Annotated in this window: 23 protein-coding genes; 19 read left to right on the top strand and 4 right to left on the bottom strand. The window is 73.3% G+C overall.

Going from position 1 to position 21,210, the window contains the following annotated elements; genetic code table 11:
• Window positions 1-235 precede the first annotated feature (235 nt).
• Together aspS and IEY12_RS07785 are read right to left on the bottom strand one after the other, a co-directional pair.
• A complete protein-coding gene (aspS, locus tag IEY12_RS07790) occupies window positions 236-1,537 on the bottom strand; it encodes an aspartate--tRNA(Asn) ligase (RefSeq protein ID WP_188882057.1) in 1,302 nt (433 codons plus the stop codon).
• 94 nt (window positions 1,538-1,631) lie between these two features.
• The gene (locus IEY12_RS07785) at window positions 1,632-2,342 is read right to left on the bottom strand and encodes a phosphoglycerol geranylgeranyltransferase (protein ID WP_188882055.1); all 711 of its coding nucleotides are present in this window, start codon (window positions 2,340-2,342) and stop codon (window positions 1,632-1,634) included.
• A 274-nt stretch (window positions 2,343-2,616) separates the two neighbouring features.
• On the opposite strand from IEY12_RS07785, the gene rnhA reads away from it, so the two are divergent.
• Together rnhA and IEY12_RS07775 are read left to right on the top strand one after the other, a co-directional pair.
• Window positions 2,617-3,213: a ribonuclease HI gene (gene rnhA / locus IEY12_RS07780; RefSeq protein WP_188882052.1), complete on the top strand. Its 597-nt coding sequence runs from the start codon at window positions 2,617-2,619 to the stop codon at window positions 3,211-3,213.
• Window positions 3,194-3,757 (top strand): DUF7108 family protein, encoded by a 564-nt coding sequence (locus IEY12_RS07775; RefSeq protein WP_425433164.1) that lies wholly within the window; start codon window positions 3,194-3,196, stop codon window positions 3,755-3,757. The genes rnhA and IEY12_RS07775 overlap by 20 nt, the downstream gene beginning before the upstream one ends.
• A gap of 34 nt (window positions 3,758-3,791) precedes the next feature.
• Here IEY12_RS07775 and IEY12_RS07770 read toward each other — a convergent pair whose 3' ends face one another.
• Window positions 3,792-4,145 (bottom strand): PadR family transcriptional regulator, encoded by a 354-nt coding sequence (locus tag IEY12_RS07770; RefSeq protein WP_188882049.1) that lies wholly within the window; start codon window positions 4,143-4,145, stop codon window positions 3,792-3,794.
• A gap of 114 nt (window positions 4,146-4,259) precedes the next feature.
• Here IEY12_RS07770 and IEY12_RS07765 point away from each other — a divergent pair, with 114 nt between their 5' ends.
• The 16 genes from IEY12_RS07765 (at window position 4,260) to IEY12_RS07690 (ending at window position 19,777) form a co-directional block, all read left to right on the top strand.
• Window positions 4,260-4,793 (top strand): inorganic diphosphatase, encoded by a 534-nt coding sequence (locus tag IEY12_RS07765; RefSeq protein ID WP_188882047.1) that lies wholly within the window; start codon window positions 4,260-4,262, stop codon window positions 4,791-4,793.
• 454 nt (window positions 4,794-5,247) lie between these two features.
• Entirely contained in the window at window positions 5,248-6,597 is a 1,350-nt protein-coding gene (locus IEY12_RS07760) for an alkaline phosphatase family protein (RefSeq protein WP_188882041.1), read from the top strand.
• 33 nt (window positions 6,598-6,630) lie between these two features.
• A complete protein-coding gene (locus IEY12_RS07755; protein WP_188882027.1) occupies window positions 6,631-7,053 on the top strand; it encodes a DUF7310 family coiled-coil domain-containing protein in 423 nt (140 codons plus the stop codon).
• Complete coding sequence (locus IEY12_RS07750; protein WP_188882020.1) at window positions 7,050-7,541, top strand: DUF7311 family protein; 492 nt, start codon at window positions 7,050-7,052, stop codon at window positions 7,539-7,541. Before IEY12_RS07755 ends, IEY12_RS07750 begins: the two co-directional genes overlap by 4 nt.
• A 20-nt stretch (window positions 7,542-7,561) precedes the next feature.
• A complete protein-coding gene (locus tag IEY12_RS07745; protein WP_188882018.1) occupies window positions 7,562-9,349 on the top strand; it encodes an ATPase, T2SS/T4P/T4SS family in 1,788 nt (595 codons plus the stop codon).
• On the top strand, window positions 9,346-11,034 hold the full coding sequence (locus IEY12_RS07740; RefSeq protein WP_188882011.1) for a pilus assembly protein: 1,689 nt from the start codon (window positions 9,346-9,348) through the stop codon (window positions 11,032-11,034). Before IEY12_RS07745 ends, IEY12_RS07740 begins: the two co-directional genes overlap by 4 nt.
• Window positions 11,035-11,066: 32 nt before the next feature.
• On the top strand, window positions 11,067-11,531 hold the full coding sequence (locus tag IEY12_RS07735) for a DUF7283 family protein (protein WP_188882009.1): 465 nt from the start codon (window positions 11,067-11,069) through the stop codon (window positions 11,529-11,531).
• Window positions 11,512-11,901 (top strand): DUF7285 family protein, encoded by a 390-nt coding sequence (locus IEY12_RS07730; RefSeq protein ID WP_188883409.1) that lies wholly within the window; start codon window positions 11,512-11,514, stop codon window positions 11,899-11,901. The genes IEY12_RS07735 and IEY12_RS07730 overlap by 20 nt, the downstream gene beginning before the upstream one ends.
• Window positions 11,898-12,386: a DUF7284 family protein gene (locus tag IEY12_RS07725; protein WP_188882006.1), complete on the top strand. Its 489-nt coding sequence runs from the start codon at window positions 11,898-11,900 to the stop codon at window positions 12,384-12,386. The genes IEY12_RS07730 and IEY12_RS07725 overlap by 4 nt, the downstream gene beginning before the upstream one ends.
• Complete coding sequence (locus IEY12_RS07720; protein WP_188882004.1) at window positions 12,383-15,085, top strand: DUF7286 family protein; 2,703 nt, start codon at window positions 12,383-12,385, stop codon at window positions 15,083-15,085. The genes IEY12_RS07725 and IEY12_RS07720 overlap by 4 nt, the downstream gene beginning before the upstream one ends.
• Window positions 15,086-15,136: 51 nt before the next feature.
• Window positions 15,137-15,568, top strand: a complete 432-nt coding sequence (locus IEY12_RS07715) for a DUF5791 family protein (RefSeq protein WP_188882002.1) — start codon at window positions 15,137-15,139, stop codon at window positions 15,566-15,568.
• Complete coding sequence (locus IEY12_RS07710; protein ID WP_188881998.1) at window positions 15,569-16,459, top strand: SDR family oxidoreductase; 891 nt, start codon at window positions 15,569-15,571, stop codon at window positions 16,457-16,459.
• A gap of 97 nt (window positions 16,460-16,556) precedes the next feature.
• Window positions 16,557-17,648, top strand: a complete 1,092-nt coding sequence (locus tag IEY12_RS07705; RefSeq protein ID WP_188881996.1) for a glycosyltransferase family protein — start codon at window positions 16,557-16,559, stop codon at window positions 17,646-17,648.
• 26 nt (window positions 17,649-17,674) lie between these two features.
• Window positions 17,675-18,199, top strand: a complete 525-nt coding sequence (locus tag IEY12_RS07700) for a DUF7109 family protein (protein WP_229871036.1) — start codon at window positions 17,675-17,677, stop codon at window positions 18,197-18,199.
• A 73-nt stretch (window positions 18,200-18,272) separates the two neighbouring features.
• A complete protein-coding gene (locus tag IEY12_RS07695; protein ID WP_188881994.1) occupies window positions 18,273-18,866 on the top strand; it encodes an NUDIX hydrolase in 594 nt (197 codons plus the stop codon).
• 131 nt (window positions 18,867-18,997) lie between these two features.
• A complete protein-coding gene (locus IEY12_RS07690; RefSeq protein ID WP_188881984.1) occupies window positions 18,998-19,777 on the top strand; it encodes a DUF7388 family protein in 780 nt (259 codons plus the stop codon).
• Here IEY12_RS07690 and IEY12_RS07685 read toward each other — a convergent pair.
• Window positions 19,774-19,938, bottom strand: coding sequence for a hypothetical protein (locus IEY12_RS07685; protein WP_158604236.1), 165 nt, complete (start codon window positions 19,936-19,938; stop codon window positions 19,774-19,776). The two genes, IEY12_RS07690 and IEY12_RS07685, sit on opposite strands and share 4 nt — an antisense overlap.
• Window positions 19,939-20,094: 156 nt before the next feature.
• On the opposite strand from IEY12_RS07685, the gene IEY12_RS07680 reads away from it, so the two are divergent.
• Window positions 20,095-21,192, top strand: a complete 1,098-nt coding sequence (locus IEY12_RS07680) for an NAD(P)/FAD-dependent oxidoreductase (protein ID WP_229871035.1) — start codon at window positions 20,095-20,097, stop codon at window positions 21,190-21,192.
• Window positions 21,193-21,210 lie beyond the last annotated feature (18 nt).

Below are 21,210 nucleotides of genomic sequence, written 5' to 3'. Positions count from 1 at the left end.
CTCGCCTACGGCGAGAGCCGTTGCCGATCACGGACGACGCTGGCGCGTCTTCCCCGTCCGGAAAGTCTTCCCCTTACGGGCTCAGACGCTGCCAATCACGTGAGACACGCTCCGCGTGCCTCACTCGCTCGTCAGCGTTCTCGCCTATGGCGAGAGCCGCTCCCGATCACGCGGGAACTCAGTCGTTCCGCTTCGCTTCACTCCTTGCTCCCACTCGCCGAACAGCGCCGTCGCCTTACGGCGACAGGCGCTGTCGGTCTCGCGGGAAGAGGACCGCTTCCCGGATGTTGTCGAGGTCGAGCATCGTCATCACGAGGCGCTCGACGCCGTACGCCCACCCCGCGTGGGGCGGCATCCCGTACTTGAACATCTTCGTGTAGTAGTCGAACTGGTCGGGGTCGAGGCCCTGCTGGCGGAACCCCTCGACGAGCGCGTCGTAGCGGTGCTCGCGCTGTCCGCCGGAGACGAGCTCCATGCGCGGATGCATCAGGTCGAAGCCCTTCGAGAGCTCCGGGTCGTCCTCGTAGTCCTGGATGTAGAAGGGCTTGATCTCGGAGGGCCAGTCCGTGATGAAGTAGTGCCCGCCGACGTCGTCGCCGAGCGCGCGCTCGGCCTCCGTCGAGAGGTCGTCGCCCCAGACGAGCTGCTCGTCGAGCTCGCCCGTCGCGTTGATGCGCTCGATGGCCTCCTCGTAGGTGAGACGCGGGAAGTCGTCGTCCGGCGACGCGAAGTCGTCGTAGCCGAGGAGTTCGAGCTCCGCCGCGCAGTTCTCCTCGACGGCCTCGTAGGCCGCCTTCAGGGTGCCCTCACAGACGTCCATCGCCTCCTCGTGGTCGATGAACGCGGACTCGAAGTCGATCATCGTCGCCTCGTTCAGGTGGCGGGGCGTGTTGTGCTCCTCCGCGCGGAAGATGGGCCCGACCTCGAAGACGCGCTCCAGCCCGCTCCCGACCATCAGCTGCTTGAAGAGCTGCGGGCTCTGGTTCATGAACGCCTCCTCGCCGAAGTACGTGATCGGGAAGAGCTCCGTGCCGCCCTCGGTCCCCGTGGCGACGATCTTCGGCGTGTTGATCTCCGTGCTCCCGATGCTGCGGAAGTAGTCGCGAACCGCGCGCAGGATCTCCGCGCGGATCTCGAAGACCGCCTGCACCTCCTCCTTGCGGAGGTCGAGCGTGCGGTTGTCGAGGCGCGTCGAGAGGTCGGCGTCGACCTTCCCGGAGGGGTCGAGCGGGAGCTCCGCGTCCGCCTCGTTCAGGACGTCCACCGACTCGGGGAGCATCTCGACGCCCGTGGGCGCGCGGTCCTCCTCCTCGACGTCGCCCGTCACCGCGATGACGGACTCGCGGTGGACGCCGAGGCCCGTCTCCACGAGCTCCTCGTCCATCTCGTCCTTCTCGAACTTCACCTGGATCTTCCCGGAGGTGTCCCGGAGGATGAGGAAAGCGATGCCGCCGAGGTCACGGACCTCGTGCACCCAGCCCGCGACCGTCACGTGGTCGCCCGGCTCGGCGTCGGCCGTGTACGTTCGGTTCTCCATGCGCGCCACTACCGGCGTCCCGCGCTTAAATTGCGGCCTTTCGCCGCGCGTGTGCGAGGCCGTCGCGCACCCGCGACGCTCGGCGCCCGACGGGCTACTGCTCCGCTTTGCCGTCGCGCGCGCCCTCCACCGTCTCGCGGACCGCCTCCACGCCCTCGTCGTGCAGGAGGTCGCCGACGACGACGACGTCCGAGCGCTGGCCCATCAGGTAGGCGTCGTCGTAGTCGTGGACGCCGCCGCCGTAGAACAGCGTCGCCTCCTCCAGAGCGTCGTGGGCGGCCGCGACCTTCTCCGGGTCGCCCAGCGTCCCCGAGTACTCCACGTAGACGACCTCCTGTCCGAGCATCCGCTCGGCGACTTTCGCATATGCCGCGACGTCATCCGCCGTCTGCTCGCAGTCCGCGTCCGTCAACTCCGCGACCGACGCCTCCTCGTTCAACACGATGTAGGCCTCCGTCGTCGTGCGCGACCAGTCGATGGTGTCGATGCGGACCCACTCCTTGTGCGCGCCCGTCACCCACGCCACGTCGCCCGCGTTCAACACCACCGGGACGAGATAGCCGTCGAGGGCGTCGTCGTCCACGACCACCGCCGGGTTCGACGGCTCCTGATAGAGCGGGACGTCGTGCGTCCGGCAGGCGTCGATGACGCGCCGCATCTTGTCGCTCGTCACGTCGAGCGTCCCGCCGATCTCGATGGCGTCCGTCCCGGTCTCGCAGACGTCGTCGAACGTCTCGTCGTCCACGAGGTCCTTGTCCGGGTCGACCTTGAGAACGTGATCCCAGTCGGCCCACGGGGAGTTCATGCCTCGGGGTATCACTCCGGGCGAGCAAAACCCCTTCGGACCGCCGCGAGCGCGACGCTCGCTCTTCGTTGGACTCCGGGTGCGTCCCCCCCCGATGGCGCCCGGCTGCCGCGCGGCTCGCGGCTTCGCCGCTCGCTCTGGGTGCGGCGCCCTCACGTTCGTTCGGTTGCCGCGTGACTCACGGCTTCGCCGCTCGCCGTATCGAGGCCTCGCTACGCTCGGCCTCGCACCGAACGACAACCCATTTACTCGCCGCCGCCCCACGATACACCGAATGCCGGTCATCGACTGCGACCCCGACGTCGCCCGCGAGCGCCTCGACGCGGCGGACGCGGACGTCACCGAGGGGAACACCGAGCACGAGCGCTGGCGCGCCACCGTCGGCGACGCCACCGTCGTCGCCTACGACGACCAAGTGGTCGTGCAGGGCGCGAGCCCGATGGACGCCCTCGCCGTCATCGAGGAGCACGGCGGGCGCGTTCACGGCTACTTCGACGGCGCGTCGCGCGGGAACCCGGGGCCGGCCGCCGTCGGCTGGGTGCTCGTCTCGCCCGGGGACGGCATCGTCGCCGAGGGCGGCGCGACCATCGGGACGATGACGAACAACCGCGCGGAGTACGAGGCCCTCCTCGCCGTCCTCGAAGCCGCCGTCGACTTCGGCTTCGACGAGATCGAACTGCGCGGTGACTCCCAACTCGTCGCCAAGCAGGTGACCGGCGAGTGGGACACGAACGACCCCGACCTCCGCGAGCGCCGCGTTCGCGCCCGCGAGCTCCTGTCCGAGTTCGACGACTGGTCGATAACGCACGTCCCGCGCGAAGTGAACGAGCGCGCGGACGAACTCGCCAACGATGCACTCGACGATGCTTGACCTGCCGGACGACACGGTCGAGGAGGCCGAACGGCTCACTCGGCTCGCGCGCCGCGCGACCGACGAGGACGAAGCGAGCGTCTACCGCGAGGAGCGCGCAACCCTCCTCGGCGAACACGGCTACGTCGCGCGCGAGCGCGAGGACGACGGCCACGTCACGCTCGTCTGCTACCCCGAGTCGTGGCTCGACGACTCCGGGACGATCCGCATGGACGCCGTCGACCCCACGGACGCCGTCGAGCGACCGCTCGGCGGCCCCGGCGACCCCGAGCGCTGGGACGACGTCGCCGAGCACAACCGCGAGATCGCCCGGCGCGTCCACGAGGCCCACGGGAGCCTCCACGGCGAGACGGCGACGGCGCTCGCGGCGTTCGCGAGCAACCACTACGCGAAAGCCGTCGAGGAACTCACCGCCGAGGAACTCGCGGAGTTCCGCGAGGACTACTTCGTGCGCAACGCGTGGCCGAGCGCGGACCAGCGCGACGCCGTCACGGAGTCGCTTCGCTACGCGTTCGAAGCGGCCGGAAAAGAACTGCCGACGTAGACGACGGCCCCGGCGTCGTCCACGCGTCGATACGTTACTGGTTCTCGGCGACGACGTCGCGGACCGTCGCGGCGCGCTCGTCGTTCACGATGAACTTCCCGAGCGCCCACGAGAGGTCGTCGAGGACGGCCTCGAGGCCGTCGTCGGTCAGCGCGTACTGGTTGGTGCGCTTGTCGAGTTCGCTCTTCTCGACGAGCCCCTTGTTGACGAGGTCGTCGAGGTTCGGGTAGAGCCGCCCGTGGTTGACCTCCTCGTCGTAATAGTCCTCGAGCTCGCGCTTGACGGCGAGCCCGTATCGCGGTTCTTCCGCGAGGACTACGAGGATGTTCTTCTGGAACGCTGTCAGATCACGGGCGACGGTGCGCACCGTGGGTTGTGCCTCTGACATACCTAATTTAATGACATGCAGTGTATTTAAACGCTTCTCAAGCGAACGGGAAGTTTTATCATGGCTCTGTAACCCGAAAGGCCCTTTACGGCGTCCGACACAGACAGAACCGCCATGGTCAATCTCTGGGAAGACCTCGAAACCGGGCCCGACGCGCCCGACACCGTCTACGCGGTCGTCGAGTGCCTGAAGGGCGAACGCAACAAGTACGAGTACGACAAGGACATCCCGGGCACGGTGCTCGACCGCGTCCTCCACAGCAACGTCCACTACCCCTCGGATTACGGCTTCATGCCGCAGACCTACTACGACGACGGGGACCCCTTCGACGTCCTCGTCCTCGTGAAGGACCAGACGTTCCCCGAGTGCGTCATCGAGGCTCGCCCCGTCGCACTCATGAAGATGGACGACGACGGCGAGCAGGACGACAAGGTCATCGCCGTCCCCGAGGAGGACCCGCGCTACGACCACATCGAGGACGTCGAGGACCTCACCGACCAGAAGAAGGCCGAGATCGCGGAGTTCTTCGAGACGTACAAGAACCTCGAAGAGGGCAAGGAGGTCTCCGTCGGCGACTGGGAGGACGCCCGATCCGCCAAGGACGCCATCGAACACGCCCAGGACCTCTACGAGGAGCACTTCGAGTAGTCCGACGCGGCGCGTCGGACGAGCTCGCGAGCGGGGAACGAAGTGACCCGCGAGTAACACGACTCCGGCGGTCCTCGGAACGCACGACCGCCGAGAAACGCCGAACCGTATGGTCCCGCTCTCACGTTTCTCCCGTCCCGATTACCGGTAGGAATCGCGCCGCCCCGACCGATTCGTTATGCGTATGGGTAATCTTTTGCCCGTATCCGCCCTTCGAACACGTATGTCCACGGAGCACGCCACGGCGGGTCTCGACCACCTCACCGTCGTCCCCGAGAACTTCGATCCCGACGCCGACGAGGACGGCGACCGCGAGGACGCGTAACGCCACCGGGGCCGGCGCGACACGCGCCGACGGGTTCTGTGCCCCGGTAGCGGTGTGGCGCGAGTCGTAGGCAGAGGCGAAACGTCGTCACGAACGAAGGTTCTTATGGCGCTCGGTGAAAGGAACCGTATGGGACTCTTCGACCGACTCCGTGGTGACGACGGGCCACGGGTCGCCTTCATCGGTATCGACGGCGTGCCGTACTCGCTCGTCGCGGACAACCCCGGGGTGTTCGAGAACCTCACCGAGATCGCCGAGAACGGTGCCGGCGGCGCCATCGAGAGCATCGTGCCCCCCGAATCGAGCGCCTGCTGGCCCTCCCTGACCACCGGCGTCAACCCCGGAAAGACCGGCGTCTACGGCTTTCAGGACCGCGAGACAGGAACCTACGACACCTACGTTCCGATGGGCCGCGACGTGCAGGCGACCCGGGTCTGGGACCGCGTCACCGACGCCGACCGCTCCGCGTCCGTCTTCAACGTCCCCGTCACCTTCCCGCCCCAGCGCAACGTCGACCGGATGGTCTCCGGGTTCCTCTCCCCCGGCGTGAAGAAGGCCTCCAACCCGAGCGACGTCGCCGACTACCTCGACGAGCAGGGCTACCGCATCGACGTCAACGCCAAACTCGGCCACAAGGAGGACAAATCGGAGTTCATCGACGACGCCCACCGCACCCTCGACAAACGCTACGAGGCCTTCGACCACTACCTCACCGGAGACGACTGGGACCTCTTCTTCGGGGTCTTCATGACCACCGACCGCGTGAACCACTTCCTCTTCGAGGACTACCAGCGCGACGGCGAGCACAAGGAGGAGTTCCTCGACTTCTACCGGCAGGTCGACGAGTACATCGGGAAGCTCCGCGACGCCGCGCCCGACGACGTCACCTTCGTCATCGCCTCCGACCACGGCTTCACCACGCTCGACTACGAAGTCCACCTCAACCAGTGGCTCGAGGACGAGGGATGGCTCTCCTTCGAGTCCGACGAGCACGACAGCCTCGGCGATATCGACAACGACACCCGCGCGTACGCCTTCGTCCCCGGGCGCTTCTACCTCAACCTCGAAGGGCGCGAACCCGACGGGAGCGTCCCCGAGGAGGACTACCACGAGGTCCGCGACGAACTCAAGGCGGCCATCGAATCCCTCGAAGGCCCGGACGGCGAACCGGTCGTCGAGCGCGTCGTCGAGAAGGAGGACGCCTTCGCGGGCGCGCACGACGAAATCGCGCCCGACCTCGTCGCCATCCCGAACCACGGCTTCGACCTGAAGGCCGGCTTCCGTGGGTCCGAGGAGATATTCGAGAAGGGCCCGCGTAACGGCATGCACTCCTTCGAGAACGCGACGCTCGTCACCGACGACCCCCGCGTCTCCATCGACGAGGCCAACCTCTTCGACCTGACGCCGACGATGCTCGACCTCATGGAGATCGACTTCGACGCCACCGAGTTCGACGGCGGCAGCCTCGTCCGGGGCTAACCTTCTTGTAGGGTCGCGGGCCCACCCCGGCGCATGCCGCCCGAGACACCCCGCCCCGAAACCGCCCACCGCGAGACCCGACGTGACGCCCGCGCTCCCGACGTCGCGTCGCTGGACGCGCGCCTCCGCGCCGTCGAACGCCTCGCGCACGACACCGACCCCGGCGGCGACACCCCGGCCGACGACATCGCCGCGCTCGCCGACCGCCTCGACACCGTCGAACGCCGCCTCGACGACCTCGACGCGGCGACGCAGGCCCTCCAGGGGTACGTCGGCGACTTTGAGGCGGTGAACGAGTCGGTCGAGCGCCGCGCGAACGCCGCGCTCGCCGCCGCCGAGCGGCCGCCCGCCGCCCACCCGATTCCCGACCTCCCCGACCCGGACCCCACGCCGGAACCGGCGCAGAATGCCGATAGCCGTGACGCCGGGTTCCTCGCACGTCTCCTCGGGAAGTGACGCCGCTCCGCGTCGCGCTCGCCGTCGTGCTCGCCGCCGCCCTCACCGTCGCCGCCGCCCCCGCCGTCGAGGACGCACGCGCGAGTAACGCCGCACACGCCGGCCAGACCGCCGCCGACGACGTCCGTGACGCCGTCGTCGCGCTCGCCGCGAGCACGCCCGCACCGCCCGGTGCGCCCGCCGCGACCCGCACCGTCACCGTCTCCGTCCCGCCCGCCGACGTCACGACGGCGCGCGCGGCGCTCCTCGTCGGGACCGGTCACGGTGACGCCGCGACGACCGACGTCCTCGTCGTCCGTGCCGGCACTCGGACGCACACTACTCCTCTGCCCGTCGACGTCCGCATCGTCGCGAACGGCACCGTCGCACCCGACGACACCGGCCTCGCCGTCACCGACCGCGCGACGCTCGGCCTCCGCTACGTCCGCTACGACGGCCGCCCGACCGTCCTCGTGACCGCGCAACGCGGCGCGCGGGTTTATACGTGAGGGCGCGCCCACGGCGACGCATGACGCTCCGCGACCTCCTCCCCACCACGGCCCCCGACACGCCGGCGTGTACGTGCGTCCCGACGTACGCCGACGGCGCCCTCCGCATCGACGCGAGCGACTGCCCCGGCCGTGGGTCGCTCGCCGAGGCCCCCGACTGCCGCGAGGCCGCCGTCACTGCCCTCGACGGCCGGCGCACCGACACCGTCCGCGTCGAATCCGCCGGCCTCGAACGCCGCTACGCCGACCGGACCGCCGCGCTCCTCGGCGCCGCCGGGTCGTTCGCCGCGCGGGTCGCCGCCACCGACCCCGGGCTCGCCGCGCACGCCCGCCGCGACCCGCTCGCCGCCGCCCGCGAAGCCGCCGGCCGCGTCGGTCCCGTCGCGTCGCTCCTCGACGAGAGCGGCCTCGCGGACGCCGCCGCCGTCGACGATCCCTACGCCGCCTACGTCGGGCCGGCCGTCGCGCTCGCGCGCGTCGATCCGTCGCCGCCCGGTGACGCCGCGCTCCGTGACGTGAGCGACGTCGCCACCGAGACGACCGTGCGCTGCTACGACCGGCCGGGCGCGCTCCCCGTCTACCACCTCGACCCGCCCGAGGCGCGGCTCACCGACGCCGACTACGGCGTCCTCGACGCCGCCACCGACCGACTCGTCGCCGGCGACGAACCCCGAGCCGACCGCGCCGTCGCCGCCGTCTGCGACGACCCGGCGCGCGTCCAGTCGCTCGCGCGCGTCCTCCGCAAGCACACGCAGGGCTACGGCGTCCTCGACGACCTCTTCGCCGACGAGCGCGTCACTGACGTCTTCGCGCCCGCGCCCGCCGACGCGACGCCGCTCTACGTCCGCTGCGCGGGCGAGCGCCACCGGACGAACGTTCGGCTCACCGCCGAGGGCGCCGCCGCGCTCGCCTCGCGCTTCCGCGCCGGGAGCGGCCGCGCGTTCTCCAGCGCCGACCCGACGCTCGACGCTGTCGCCGAGGACGTCGCGGGCCGCCGCGTCCGCGTCGCCGGCGTCACCGGCCCCGCCAGCGACGGACCCGGCTTCGCGTTCCGCGCACACGGCGACGACGCGTGGACGCTCGCCCGCCTCGTCGCCGCCGGCTCGCTCCCCGCCGAGGCGGCCGCGCTCTGCTCGCTCGCCGTCGAGCGCGGTGCCGCCGGCCTCGTCGCGGGCGCCCGTGGCGCCGGGAAGACCACCCTCCTCGCCGCGCTCCTCCGCGAGCTCCCGCGCGACGTCCGCACCGTCGTCGTCGAGGACACCCCCGAACTCCCGGTCACCGCACTCCAGCGCGACGGCCGCGACGTCCAGGGCCTCATGACCGACCTCGACGGCGACGGCCTCACGCCCGACGACGCCCTGCGCACCGCGCTCCGCCTCGGCGAGGGCGCACTCGTCGTCGGCGAAGTCCGGGGCACCGAAGCCGGGACGCTCTACGAGGCGATGCGTATCGGCGCACACGTCAGCGCGGTCCTCGGCACCATCCACGGCGAGAACGGCGACGCCGTCCGCGAGCGCGTCGTCTCCGACCTCGGCGTCGAGCCCTCGGCGTTCGCCGCGACTGACCTCGTCGTCACCGCCGGACTCGTCGACGGCGTCCACCGCGTCGTCAGCGTCGAGGAGTACACCGGTGAGGCGTTCCACGCGCTCTACGCCCTCGACGGCACGCGCCTCGCCCCGACCCGCCGGCTCGTTGATGGCCCGAGCCGGCTGCTCGAGTCGCTCGCCCATCCCGGCGAGACGGAGGCGGACGTCCGCGACGCGCTCGCGGCGCGCGAGGACGCGTTCGCGAACACGGTGGTCTCGTGACCCGCCCCTTCCCCGCCATCGACGACGCGCTCGGCCGTGCCGCCGCCCGACTTCCGGACTGGCCCGTCCCCGCCCCCGACGGCCTCGCCGCGACGCTCGACGACCTCGGCTGGCGGACGGCGCCCGAGGGCCTCGCTCGGCTCGCCGCCGCCTGCGGTCTCCTCGCCCTCCTCGCTTTCCCCGCGCTCGCCGTCGCCCCGCTCGTCGGCCTCGTCGCCGTGACGTACGCCGTCGCCGTCGGCTACGCCGTCCTCCGCGTCCCCGACCTCGCGCTCGCCCTCCACGGGAGCCGCGTCGTCGGCTCCGGGCCGGCGTTCGTCGCGCGCCTCGCGCTCCGCGTCCGCCTCGACCCGTCCGCCGAAGCCGCCGCCGCGTTCGCCGCCCGAACCGGCGACGGTCCGCTCGCGGAGGCGCTCGCCCGTCGGATTCGGGCCACGGCCGGCACGCCCGAGACGGCGCTCGACGCCGTCACCGACGACCTCTCGGACCCGGGACTCCGGCGCGCCGTCGCGCTCGTTCACGCCGCCGTCGAGACGCCCGCAGCCGACCGTGGGCGCGTCCTCGACCGGGCGCTCGCCGCCGCCCGCGACGCCACCGAACGCCACGTCCGCGAGGGGGTTCGCGCCGTCCGCGGCCCGGTGAACGCCGTCTACGCCTTCGGCGTCGTTCTGCCGCTCGCGCTCGTCGGCCTCGTTCCCGTCGCCCCCGCCGCCGGCGTCGCGCTCCCGCTCGGCACCGTCGCGCTCGTCTACGACGTCTTCCTGCCGCTCGCGCTCGTCGGCGCCGCCGCGTGGGTGCTCGCGCACCGCCCCGCCGTCTTCCCCGCCGGCCGCGCCGACACCGCCGCCGGCGTCGACCGACGCCGCGCCGCCGGACTCGGCCTCGGCGCCGCCCTCCTCGCCGCCGTCGGAACCCTCGTTCTCGACGTCGCGTGGGCGCTCCCCGTCGCCGCCCCCTGCTGCGGCGTCGGCGTCGCGCTCGCCGTCGCCGCCCGCCCGGCCGTGGACCTCGACGACCACGCGCGTGCCGTCTCCGTGGGTCTGCCGGACGCCGTCGCGGTCGTCGGCCGCCGCCTCGCCGGCGGCGATCCGCCCGAGACCGCCGTCGCCGCCGCCGGCACGACCATCCCCGGACCGACCGGCGAGCTGTTCGCCGCCGCCGACCGCACCCGCCGCGCGCTCGGCCGGCCGCTCGAGGACGCCTTCTTCGGCCGCCACGGCGTCGTCGGCCCCGAGCACGGCACGCGCGTCTCCGGGACGCTCGGTCTCCTCCTCGACGCCGCATCCGGCGGCCGAGCGGGCGGGCGCGTCCTCGCGGAAGTCGCGGACGGCCTCGACGCCGTCCAGCGCCTCGAAAACGACGCCCGCGCCGACCTCGCGGACCTCGCGGACACACTCGTCCGGACCGGCGGGCTGTTCGCGCCCGTCGTCGCCGGCGTCACCGTCACGCTCGCCGGCCACGTCGGCTCGCTCGAAGACGCGACCGGGAGCGTCCTCCCCGTCGCCTCGCTCGGCCTCGTCGTCGGCGTCTACGTCGCGTGGTCTGCCGTCGTCCTCACCGCGCTCGGCGTCTGCCTCGACGGCGGCGTCCGGCGCGCCCAACTCGCCTTTCGCGTCGGCACCGCGCTCGCCAGCGCCGGCGCGTGCTACGCGTGCGCCGCCGCGGCCGCCGCACTCCTCCTCTAGTTTATACGCGATGACCGCCCCACTCGGGTCCTATGACCGACACGTTCGGCGACACGCTCCCCGTTTGGATCGCTCTGACAGCCGTCGGTGCCGTCGCGCTCGGCGCCGTCCTCGCGATCCCCGGTACGCCGCCGCCCGACACGACTGCCGTCGCCAACGCCGTTAGCGTGGTCGCCGCCGGCGAGCACGCCGCCGCACGCACCATCCCCGTCGACGCGTCCGCCGTCCGCGTCCGGCCGACGAGTCTCGGCCTCCGGAACGACGCCGGCGCCGCGCACGCGTCGCTTCCGGGGGTCACGCCGGCGAGCACGCCCGCGCTCCGGCGCGTCCTCCACGGCGATCCGCCGCTCGCCGTCTATCCCTCGTCTGCGGCGTTCCGGGCCGCCGTCGCCGACGCCGGCGCGAACGCGACCGACGCCGACTGGCGATCCACTGACGGACCGCTGACTGTTCGCCACGTCGTCAACGGAGGTGTCGATGTCACGCTCCTCGGGTAGGGCACAGGTCGAGCCCACGGCCGCGCTCGCCGCCGTCCTCGCACTCACCGCCGCGCTCGGCGTCTATGGCGTCGCGTACGCGCAGGTCCCGCTCGACGCCGCCTCGCCCGCGCATGCCGACGCCGCGCTCGCGCACGTCGACGGCCACCTCGGCCCCGGCCCCGCCGACCCAGCGGGGCTGGCGGCCGCCGTTCGCGGGGTTCCCGGTACGTACTCGATGAACGCGACGCTCCGCACCGCGACCCGGACGTGGGCGGTCGGCCCGCCGCGTCCCGCCGCGCGCGCCGACACCGCCGCGACGGCGCTCCCGGTCCGCGTCTCGAACGCGACCGTCCGCCCCGGCCGGCTCTCCGTGGTGGTGTGGCGATGAGCGACGACCGCGGCCTCAGCACCGTCCTCGACGTCGCCGTCTGCGTCATCCTCGTCGCCGCCGGCGTCGTCGCGCTCACGACCGTCGTCCCCGACGACAGCGCGCCCGACACGACGGACCCGAGCGCGACGGCGCGGGCCGTCCTCGACAGCACGGCGTCCGTCACCGTCGCGAACCGAACCGTCCACGGCACGCTCGCCGCGCTCCTCGTCGACGCCGCCGTCGCCGACGGCCGCGACCGCGTGCCCGGCTACGCCGACGCCGTCTCGACCGCCGCGACGCGCTCCCTCGCGGACACCACGCGGACCGCCGCGCTCACCGCGACGTGGCGGCCCGAGGACCCCTGCCGCGCGGTCGACGTCACGGCCGGCCCGACCCCGCCCCGTGGCGTCGGCGTCGACGCCGTCACGCTCTCCGTTCCGACCGCTGACGACGCCTGCGGGGACGCGCCCGTCCACCTCACCGTCCGGACGTGGTCGCCGTGAGAGTCGATCCGTTCCCCGACCAGCGCGCTCGCATCCCGTTCGCGGTGATCGGCGCGCTCCTCCTCGTCACGAGCGCGACGCTCGCCACCGGCATCGCCGTGAAGCCGTCGCAGACGGGCTACGACGCCGGGCCCGCCATCGGCGCGTCGTGGAGCGCCGCCGGCGCCGCCGCCGAGCGCGCCGCCCTCACCGCGAGCGTCGACGCCGCGCGGTCGCCTGTCGTGGCGGTCGCGAACACGTCCTACGGGCGCGCCCTGAACGCGAGCCAGCCGTTCCGCGACGCGCTCCGCCTCCGCATCTACGTCGGTGTCCGGGACGCGCTCGCGGCGAGTCCCGTCACCGTCGAAGGCGTCCGCGCCGTCGCGTCGCTCCCGCCGATCGAGACGCCGGCCGACGCTCGTGCCGCCGTCGAGCGCGTCACGCTCGCCGGCGTCGACGACGGGAGCGCGCTCCGCGTTCACGTCCGGGACGTGACCGTCACCGCGACGCGGAACGGCGCCGTCATAGAGCGCATCGCCCGCCCGCTCGTCGTCACCGCTCCCACGCCCGTGCTCGCCGTCCACGGGCGCGTCGCGACGTTCGAGGAGCGCCTGAACACCGGCGTCTTCGCGGGGTCCGGACTCGCGCGCCGCGCCACCGCCTCGCTCACGGTTCTCGCGGAGACACGCGGCCTCGCCCAGTACGGCGGCGCGCCGGTCGACAACGTCGTCGCGAACCGCCACGTCGCGCTCGTGACGAACCGCGGCGTCGTCGCCCTCCAGCGAGCGGCGTTCGGCGCGGCGGACCCGGACGCCCGCGCCGCGACTCGGCGCGCGGCCGTCGCCACCGCCGGCCGCGACGCACTCGCCGGCGTCGGCGTCGCAGCGGCGAACGCGAACGTGACCGCGGCGAACGGTTCGTCCGCGGCCGCGACCGTCGCGGACGCGACTGCCGACCTCCACCCCGGCGCGGCGAGCCCCCAGCCGGTGCCGCTCGCACCGGTCGCGGACGACGCGTTCGTCGCGTCCGTCGACGGGGGCGGGTTCGACGCCGCGCTCTCGCGGGCGTACGCCGTCGACGTCCGCCTCGCGACGCGCGTCGGCGACGCGAACGCGAGCGTCGCCGCGCCCCCGACGCCCGCCGGCTACCGTCATCACGCGACGCTCCACCGCACCGTCTCGCGCGACAACCGGACCCGCGCGGTCGCCGTCACCGTCGGCGTCCGCCTCCACACGGACGCGGCCCTCCCGGTCGTCGGCGACGACTCGAGGTGGCTCGCGTCCGCTGCCGTCCGCCGCGCCGTCCGGAGCGCTCTTCCCGACTCGGTCGGCGAGCGCGCCCTCGACGGCGCACTCGACGACTCGTTCACGGTCGAGCCGACGGTCTCGGGCGCGCGGCGCGCGGCGGCGCTCGACGCGCTCGCGGAGACGCACGCGACGCTCCGGACCGTCACGAGCCACGTCGACCGGCGCTCGTTCCTCGACGGGGAGCCGCTCGCGTCGCTCACCACGGCCGTGGACGCGGCGGTCGACACCGACACGGCAGGCGCGACGACGCTGCGCGAGCGGGCGGCCGTCGCCGTCCGCGCGTCGTACGCCGACCGCGTGCGCGCGCTCGTCGAGGACCGGCGCTCCACGCTCGCGCGGGCCCAGTCCCGGATCGGTGACGCGCTCGCCGAGCGCGACGTCCCGACGACGCCGCCACCGGTCGCTGGACCGGCCGCGCCCCCGGTCGCGATGCGCGTGTCGAGTGAGCCCGCGTACCTCTCGCTCGCACGCGTCACGCCGACCGACGCGGCGGTCGAATCGGCGCACTACCCGCTCGGTGCGCGGAACACGAACCTCGCGACGATTCCCTCCGAGGACCTCGCGGACGCCGTGCTCGACATCGTCTTCGGGGACCGCCGCGAGCGGGTGGCGCTCGCGACCGCCGCCGGGACGCTCCGGGCGGCCGACGAGGTGCCCGTCGCGGACGCCGGCCTCCGTCGCGGCGTCTCCGCGTCCGTCGAGAGCGCACGCGACGGGCTCGACACCGCGCTCGATACCCACACCGCGCTCTCCGCGAACGAGCGCGAACAGGCGCTCGATGCGGGGTTCGGACAGTACGGAACGGTAGCGGCTCGCGGACTCGCCGTCGCGAACGGGTCGGTCGCCGAGTCGGTCGCGGCCGCCGCGAACGAGCGCGAGGGTGGCCGTTCCGGTGTCCTCGCCGCGCGCCTCCGCGTCGCGCTCCGCGACCTCGAGTCCTCGGGCGCGCTCTCCGTCGGCGAGTCGACCGTCTCGTCGGCGCGAGCGTCCGTCGAGTCCTCGGTTCGCGACGCTGCGCACCGCGCCGTCGCGGACGCCACCCAGAGTGCGGGCGAGCGCGCCGTCGAGCGCTCCGCGCTCCGATTGCTCCCGGCGGGGATACCGCTGCTCCCGCTCCCCGGCCAGTGGTACGTCACGGTGAACGCGTGGGACGTCGCCGCGCACGGCGGCTACGAGCGCTTCGAGGTGGCGGCGGCGCTCGGCCGCCCGGGCGTCGGCGACGGCTCACTGCGGTACGTCCGCGAGGACGCGCCGGTCGCCGTCGACGTGGACGGCGACGGCGTCCCCGAGACGCTCGGCCGGAACGCGCGACTCGACTTCGCGTACCGGACGGGCGTCGTGGTCGTCGTCCCGCCGGGCCCGCGCGGCGTCGGCGACGTGGGCGACGCGGACGAGCGCTCTGCCGGCTGGTAGCACGCGCCCCGATGGGGAAGCCCCTTTTAGCTCGACCCGCTAGTTCCGCACATGCTCACCGAGGAAATCGCGGACCCGGAGGCGACGTCGGCAACGGAGATCCGAACGCGGTATCTGGCGGCGCTGACGGCTGTCACCGAGGAGCGCGGCGTGGACGCCGTCGCGGGCGAAACGGACCTCTCCGCGGAGCGCGTCGAGGCCATCGTCGCGGGGGACGCCGACGACGTGACGCTCGAGGAGGCGGCAGCGCTGCTCGCCTGCTCGCCGGACTACCCGTCGGCCGAGGACTACCTCCTCGAGGTCCGCGACCACCTGATGCTCCAGATGAGCTCGGCGGTCGTCGACGTCGACTCGCTCCGTCGCGGCATCGAGACGGAGCTCGACGCGAAGGAACTCCAGCAGAAGGTCGAGGGCCGACGCGCGATGTCGCTCTCCGAGTACGCGCGCGTCACGCAGTATCTGGCGTCGGAGAACCCCTGGTAGATGCGCGTCGCGATACTGGGCTGTGGCTACGTCGGCATCGAGCTCGGCCGCCAGCTCCGCGAGTCGGGCCACGACCCCGTGGGCGTCCGGCGCTCCGAGTCGGGCGCCGCCGCTATCGAGGACGCGGGCTTCGAGGCCGTCCGCGCGGACGTGACGGACGCGGACGACCTGACGAGGGTCCCGGACGTCGACGCGGTGGTCTTCGCGGCGTCCTCGGGCGGGCGCGACGCGGCGGCCGCGCGCCGCGTCTACGTCGAGGGGCTGCGTACCGCCATCGACGCGTTCGGCGAACGCGACAGCCCGCCGGAACAGTTCGTCTACACGTCGAGCACGGGCGTCTACGGCGACCACGGCGGCGACTGGGTGGACGAGGAGACCGACCTCGAGCCGACGACGGCGAAGACGGAGGTGCTCGTCGAGGCCGAGCGCGTCGCCCGTGAGCGGGCGGCCGAGCACGGGATGGCCGGGCGCGTCGTCCGCTTCGCCGGCCTCTACGGGCCCGACAGATATCGGTTGGAGCGCTACCTCTCGGGGACGGTCGTCGAGGGCTACCTGAACATGCTGCACCGCGACGACGCGGCGGGCGTCGTCCGCTTCGCGCTGACGGAGACGGACGAACCCGTCCTGCTCGCGGTGGACGACGAGCCGGTGTCGCGGATCGCGCTCGCGGAGTGGCTCGCGGACGCCTGCGGGGTCGAGGCGCCGGAGACGGTGACGCGCGCGGAGCGCCTCGACGCCGACGACCTCTCGGAGGCGGCGCGGCGCCGCCTCACGACGAGCAAGCGCTGCTCGAACCGCCTCCTGCGCTCGCTGGGCTACGAGTTCGCGTATCCGACGTTCCGCGAGGGGTACGCGGACGCCGTCGCGGCCTACCGCGAGTCCGAGCGGTAGCGCGTCCTCGGTCGGTTCTCGGGACCGTCACCGTCCCCGCCGCCGAGCCGCCCGCCGGAGTCGTCCCGTTTTTGCCGGCCGCGTCCCATCGACGCGTATGGACTACACGCAGGAGCGGGTGGCGACGCTCCACGACTACGGGGACGCCCACCCGGACGCGCCGGTGGACCGGGCGACGGTGGTCGTCCCGATGACGGAGCGCGAGTACGCGGGGCTCGCCGCCGAGGGCGTGCTCTCGACGCTCGAGGACGTCGATCCGGGGCGCGTGCTCGTGGCGCTGCGCGCGCCCGCCGAGCGCGTGCCGGCGTTCTGCGAGTGGCTGGAGGGCTTCGACCTCTCGCTCGACGTGCTCTGGTGTACGGGGCCGCGCCTCTCCGCGCTCCTCGACGACGCGGGGCTCGCGGGCGAATCGGGGAAGGGCCGTGACGTCTGGTTGGCGCTCGGGCTCGCGGCGCGCTCGGAGTACGTCGCGCTCCACGACGCGGACGCCGCGAGCTACAGCGAGCGCGACGTGCCGAAGCTCCTCGCCCCCCTCTCGAACGACTTCGAGTTCGTGAAGGGCTACTACGCCCGTGTCGAGTCCGGGCGGCTCTACGGCCGGCTCTTCCGGCTGTTCTACGAGCCGCTGGTGGACGCACTCGCGGACGCGCACGACCACGACGTGCTCGACTACCTCGGGGCGTTCCGCTACGCGCTCGCGGGCGAGTGCGCGATGACGGCCGACGTCGCGCGGTCGCTGCGCGTCCAGCGGCGCTGGGGGCTCGAGGTCGGCACACTCGGGGAGGCGTATCGCCTCGCCGGTTTCTCGGGGTCGGCGCAGGTCGACCTCGGCTTCTACGAGCACGACCACCGCGCGGTGTCGGGGCCGACCGGCCTCGGCGACATGAGCGAGGGGGTCGGCGACGCGCTCCTGCGTGCGGTGGAGGCGGCGGGCGTCGACCCGGCGTACGACACGCTCGCCGAGCGATACGTCGAGGCGGCGCGGCGCTTCGAGCGCGGCTACGCGGCTGACGCGGCGTTCAACGACTTCACGCACGAGCCGGCGGCCGAACACGAGCAGGTCGAGACGTATCGCGAGGCCGTCTCGCCGCCCGGCCCGGACACGCGCCTGCCCGCGTGGGTGGACGCGCCGCTCGCGCCGGCGGACGTCCGGGAGGCCGCGGCGGCCGACTTGGACGCGGTACGCTGAAAGCCCCCGGCGGCGATACGCTACGCATGGACCTCGACCCGGACGAACTCGCGGGCGTCTGCGACCTCTTCGGCGCGCTCACGCGCGATGAACTGGCGGCGGCCGTCGAGGAACTCGCGTTCCGGCGCGGCGTCGATTTCGAGCGCGAGGCCCACGACGCGGCCGTCGAGTCGGCCCGCGAGGCGTACGTGCTCGTGGTGCTCGGGGAGTCGGTGGCGGACGCGCTCGCCGACGCCGGCGCGGACGTCGACCCGCCGCTCGTCGCCCCGGGGCCGCGCGCGTTCCCCGTGGTGCCCGACGGCGGGACCGACCTGCCCCACATCCTCGACGTGCCGCGCCGCGACGTCCCGGGCGCGGCGGTGGAGCGCGCCGTCCGCGCGCGCCTCGCCGCCGAGGTTGCGGCCCTCGACGACGACCCGGACGACGAGCGGGCCGCGCGCCTCCTCGACGTGACGTACGACGCGGAGTTGCTCACCGGCGGGGACTTCTCGCGGACGCGCGCGATGCTCGACGGGGGCGACGGTGGAGACGATGGGGATGGCGCCGCGTGAGCCCGCCGTGTTCGGGTCGCGCCCGGCCGCGACACGCGAGCCAATTAAGGGCGCGTGGCCTCTGCCTTCGCGTATGGACTTCGGTCGCATCGCCGCCCACGACCCCGTCGCGGTGACGGACGCGGAGCGCGACGCCGCCGTGCTCGTGCCCGTGATCGAGCGCGCGGACGGGCCGGCGCTGCTCTTCACGAAGCGGGCGTCCCACCTCGGCGAGCATCCGGGCCAGATGAGCTTCCCCGGCGGCGGGCGCGAGCCGAGCGACCGGGACCTGACGGCGACGGCGCTCCGCGAGGCCGAGGAGGAGATCGGCCTCCGCTCGGAGGAGGCGCGCGTCGTCGGGCGACTCGACGACATCCACACGGTCTCGCGCTATTCCATCACGCCGGTGGTGGCGCGCGTTCCGGACCGCGCGTACGATCCGGACGAGCGCGAGGTCGCGGAGATCGCGGTGCTCTCGGTCGCGGCCCTCACGGACCCGGGGAACTACGAGCTGGAGCGCCGCGAGCACCCGGAGTTCGGCGAGCTCGACGTCCACTTCTTCCACGTCGCCGGCTACACGGTCTGGGGGGCGACGGGGCGCATCCTCGCGCAGTTCCTCGAACTCGCGGCGGACTGGACGCCGCCGGAGCGCCCGGACTACGTCCTGGACCCGGACGCTGAGCCGTGACCGCTACGCTTTTGCCGCGCGCTCGGGTAACACGACCAAGCATGGTCGCAGAGACGAGTGGTCGAGTTCCGGCAGCGTTCTGAGAGTTCTCACGTGCACGTGACACGAGTCGCCGACCGGGGGGTATCGCGATGTTGACCGCCGAGGCGCGCGTCCGCGAGACCGGCATCGACGCGGTGGCGCTGAAGCCGATGGAGTGCGACGTCGCGGAGGCGGCGTCCCTCCCGTTCGAGACGGTGGTCGTGGACTACGAGGGCCGCGAGCACCTCCCCGAGACGGACGTCCTCCGGCGAATCGCAAGCGAGCGCGACCTCCGAGTGACGGTCCCGGTGCGCGCGTCGGGGTTCGACCCGCTCGGCGACGACGCGCTCGCGAGCGACCTCCCCGAGGAGGCGGGTCGCGTGTTCGTCGCCGGCCACAGCGCCTACCTCGACGAGGACGAGCGCGCGAAACGCGTCGCGCCGCGACTCGGGGCGGCGGTCGAGGACCACCCGGACGCGTGGGTGGGGACGGAGGGCGTCGAGCGGGTGGCGCTCGCGACGGGCGCCGGCCAGTTCGAGCTGCTCTCGCGCTCGACCGAACACGACCTGCGCGCGCTGCGCGCGGCGGGCTTCGACGGGCACGTCTCGCTCTACGCGCCCGTCGTGCTCACCGAGGACGAGGACGCGGTGCTCGACGCCGTCGGGGGCTACGCGGCGCGGCGCGGCCCCGTGGCGCGCGCGCTCCCGGAGGGCGCGGCGACGGACGGGTCGGCGTCCGGACGGGCGCGCGAGGTGCTCTCGGCGGCGGTCCGCGATTACGCCCTCGTCGGCGACGCGGCGGCGGTCGGCGAGCGCGTCGCGGAGCTGAAGGCGGCGGGCGCGGACACCGTCGTCGGCTATCCGGCGCGCGGCCCCGAGGATTTCCGCTAGTCGAGGACGAGGTAGGTCGTCTCCGTCGTCCGCTCGAAGTGGGCGTCGCGCTCGCGGACGAACGACCGCACCCACTCGAAGGAGACGTCGCTCACGTCGATGCGCGTCGGTTCGTGCTCGGTTCGCTCCCTCCCGGCGACGTCGATTCCGTCGGCGCTCATACGTGACCCGACGTGTCGTATCGTCTAATATCTCATCCGTGCGCAGTGAAAGTGAAAGTGGTAGCGTGAGCGCCCGAGACGCCTGCTTCCCTCGATCCGGGAGCGCCCACGCGCCTTGAAGTGGCTGCCCCGAGGAGGTGTCGGTATGCACGACCAGTGTCGAGCGACGGCGCGGTGGTCGCGGTGACGGGCGCACTACGCGTCGCCGTCGTCGGCGGCGGCGCGGTCGGTCTCACTGCGGCGTACGACCTCGCGGCGCGCGACGCGGACGTCACGGTGTTCGACCGTGGTGCGTTCGGTGCGGGGAGCACGGAGCGCGCGGCCGGCATCGTCTACGACGCGTACGCCGAGGACGTCGATGTCGGCGTCGCGGCGCGGGCGATCGAGCGCTTCCGCGCGTTCTCCGGCGAGCGCGGCTTCCGCTTCACGAGCGCGCCCTACCTCTGGTTCACGACGCAGGCCGGGGCGAGCGCGGCGGCGATCCGCGAGCAGGCCGAGCGCATGCAACACCACGACCGCGACGTCACCCTGCTCACGGCCGAGGAGATCAGACGCGAGTTCCCCGTCCTGCGCACCGAGGACATCGAGGTCGGGGCGCTCGCGCGGACGGCGGGCGTCGCGGACCCGCGCGGCTACGTCGACCTCCTCGTCGCGAAGGCCCGGGAGGCGGGCGCGGACCTCAGACCGGAGACGCCCGCAACCGTGGCGCTCGACCCGCCGCGGGTGAACGGCGAGCGCTACGACGCCGTCGTCGTGACCGCGGGCGCGTGGACGAAGCGCGTGCTCGCCGACGCCGGCGTCCGCGTGCCGCTGGAGCCGTATCGCGTGCAGGCGCTCGTCACCGGCGGGCCGAGCGTCCCCATCTTCTACGACGCGGACGAGGAGTACTACGCCCGCCCCCACCCCGAGGGCGTGCTCGCGGGCGACGGCGTGACGGAGGACGTCGACCCGGACGATTACGACGAGGACGCGGACGACGCGTTCCACGCGTCGATGCGCCGCCGGCTCGGCGAGCGCCTCGTGAACGCGGACGTGCCGCTCGCGCGCTCGTGGGCCGGCGTCTGCGCGGGCACGCCGGACAACGACCCGCTCCTCGGCGAACTCGCCGAGGGGCTCTACGTCGGCGCGGGCTGGGCGGGCCACGGCTTCATGCGCGCGCCCGCGCTCGGCGAGCGCCTCGCGTTACAGGTGCTCGGCGAGCGGGAGGGCATCGCGGCCTTCGACCCGACGCGGGACGCCGGCCACGACCGATAAGGAGCGGCCGAACGAGCG

The organism is Halarchaeum grantii (genome assembly GCF_014647455.2).
GTDB lineage: Archaea > Halobacteriota > Halobacteria > Halobacteriales > Halobacteriaceae > Halarchaeum > Halarchaeum grantii.
The sequence above is the reverse complement of the archived record's forward strand: the minus strand, read 5'-3'. Positions and strand labels throughout refer to the sequence as shown.

What these genes read in the sequence shown, in the direction of transcription:
- aspS (WP_188882057.1), bottom strand. Translation starts at nt 1,537, where the DNA reads ATGGAGAACCGAACGTACACGGCCGACGCCGAGCCGGGCGACCACGTG.
- IEY12_RS07785 (WP_188882055.1), bottom strand. Translation starts at nt 2,342, where the DNA reads ATGAACTCCCCGTGGGCCGACTGGGATCACGTTCTCAAGGTCGACCCG.
- rnhA (WP_188882052.1), top strand. Translation starts at nt 2,617, where the DNA reads ATGCCGGTCATCGACTGCGACCCCGACGTCGCCCGCGAGCGCCTCGAC.
- IEY12_RS07775 (WP_425433164.1), top strand. Translation starts at nt 3,194, where the DNA reads ATGCACTCGACGATGCTTGACCTGCCGGACGACACGGTCGAGGAGGCC.
- IEY12_RS07770 (WP_188882049.1), bottom strand. Translation starts at nt 4,145, where the DNA reads ATGTCAGAGGCACAACCCACGGTGCGCACCGTCGCCCGTGATCTGACA.
- IEY12_RS07765 (WP_188882047.1), top strand. Translation starts at nt 4,260, where the DNA reads ATGGTCAATCTCTGGGAAGACCTCGAAACCGGGCCCGACGCGCCCGAC.
- IEY12_RS07760 (WP_188882041.1), top strand. Translation starts at nt 5,248, where the DNA reads ATGGGACTCTTCGACCGACTCCGTGGTGACGACGGGCCACGGGTCGCC.
- IEY12_RS07755 (WP_188882027.1), top strand. Translation starts at nt 6,631, where the DNA reads ATGCCGCCCGAGACACCCCGCCCCGAAACCGCCCACCGCGAGACCCGA.
- IEY12_RS07745 (WP_188882018.1), top strand. Translation starts at nt 7,562, where the DNA reads ATGACGCTCCGCGACCTCCTCCCCACCACGGCCCCCGACACGCCGGCG.
- IEY12_RS07735 (WP_188882009.1), top strand. Translation starts at nt 11,067, where the DNA reads ATGACCGACACGTTCGGCGACACGCTCCCCGTTTGGATCGCTCTGACA.
- IEY12_RS07730 (WP_188883409.1), top strand. Translation starts at nt 11,512, where the DNA reads ATGTCACGCTCCTCGGGTAGGGCACAGGTCGAGCCCACGGCCGCGCTC.
- IEY12_RS07725 (WP_188882006.1), top strand. Translation starts at nt 11,898, where the DNA reads ATGAGCGACGACCGCGGCCTCAGCACCGTCCTCGACGTCGCCGTCTGC.
- IEY12_RS07715 (WP_188882002.1), top strand. Translation starts at nt 15,137, where the DNA reads ATGCTCACCGAGGAAATCGCGGACCCGGAGGCGACGTCGGCAACGGAG.
- IEY12_RS07710 (WP_188881998.1), top strand. Translation starts at nt 15,569, where the DNA reads ATGCGCGTCGCGATACTGGGCTGTGGCTACGTCGGCATCGAGCTCGGC.
- IEY12_RS07705 (WP_188881996.1), top strand. Translation starts at nt 16,557, where the DNA reads ATGGACTACACGCAGGAGCGGGTGGCGACGCTCCACGACTACGGGGAC.
- IEY12_RS07700 (WP_229871036.1), top strand. Translation starts at nt 17,675, where the DNA reads ATGGACCTCGACCCGGACGAACTCGCGGGCGTCTGCGACCTCTTCGGC.
- IEY12_RS07695 (WP_188881994.1), top strand. Translation starts at nt 18,273, where the DNA reads ATGGACTTCGGTCGCATCGCCGCCCACGACCCCGTCGCGGTGACGGAC.
- IEY12_RS07690 (WP_188881984.1), top strand. Translation starts at nt 18,998, where the DNA reads ATGTTGACCGCCGAGGCGCGCGTCCGCGAGACCGGCATCGACGCGGTG.
- IEY12_RS07685 (WP_158604236.1), bottom strand. Translation starts at nt 19,938, where the DNA reads ATGAGCGCCGACGGAATCGACGTCGCCGGGAGGGAGCGAACCGAGCAC.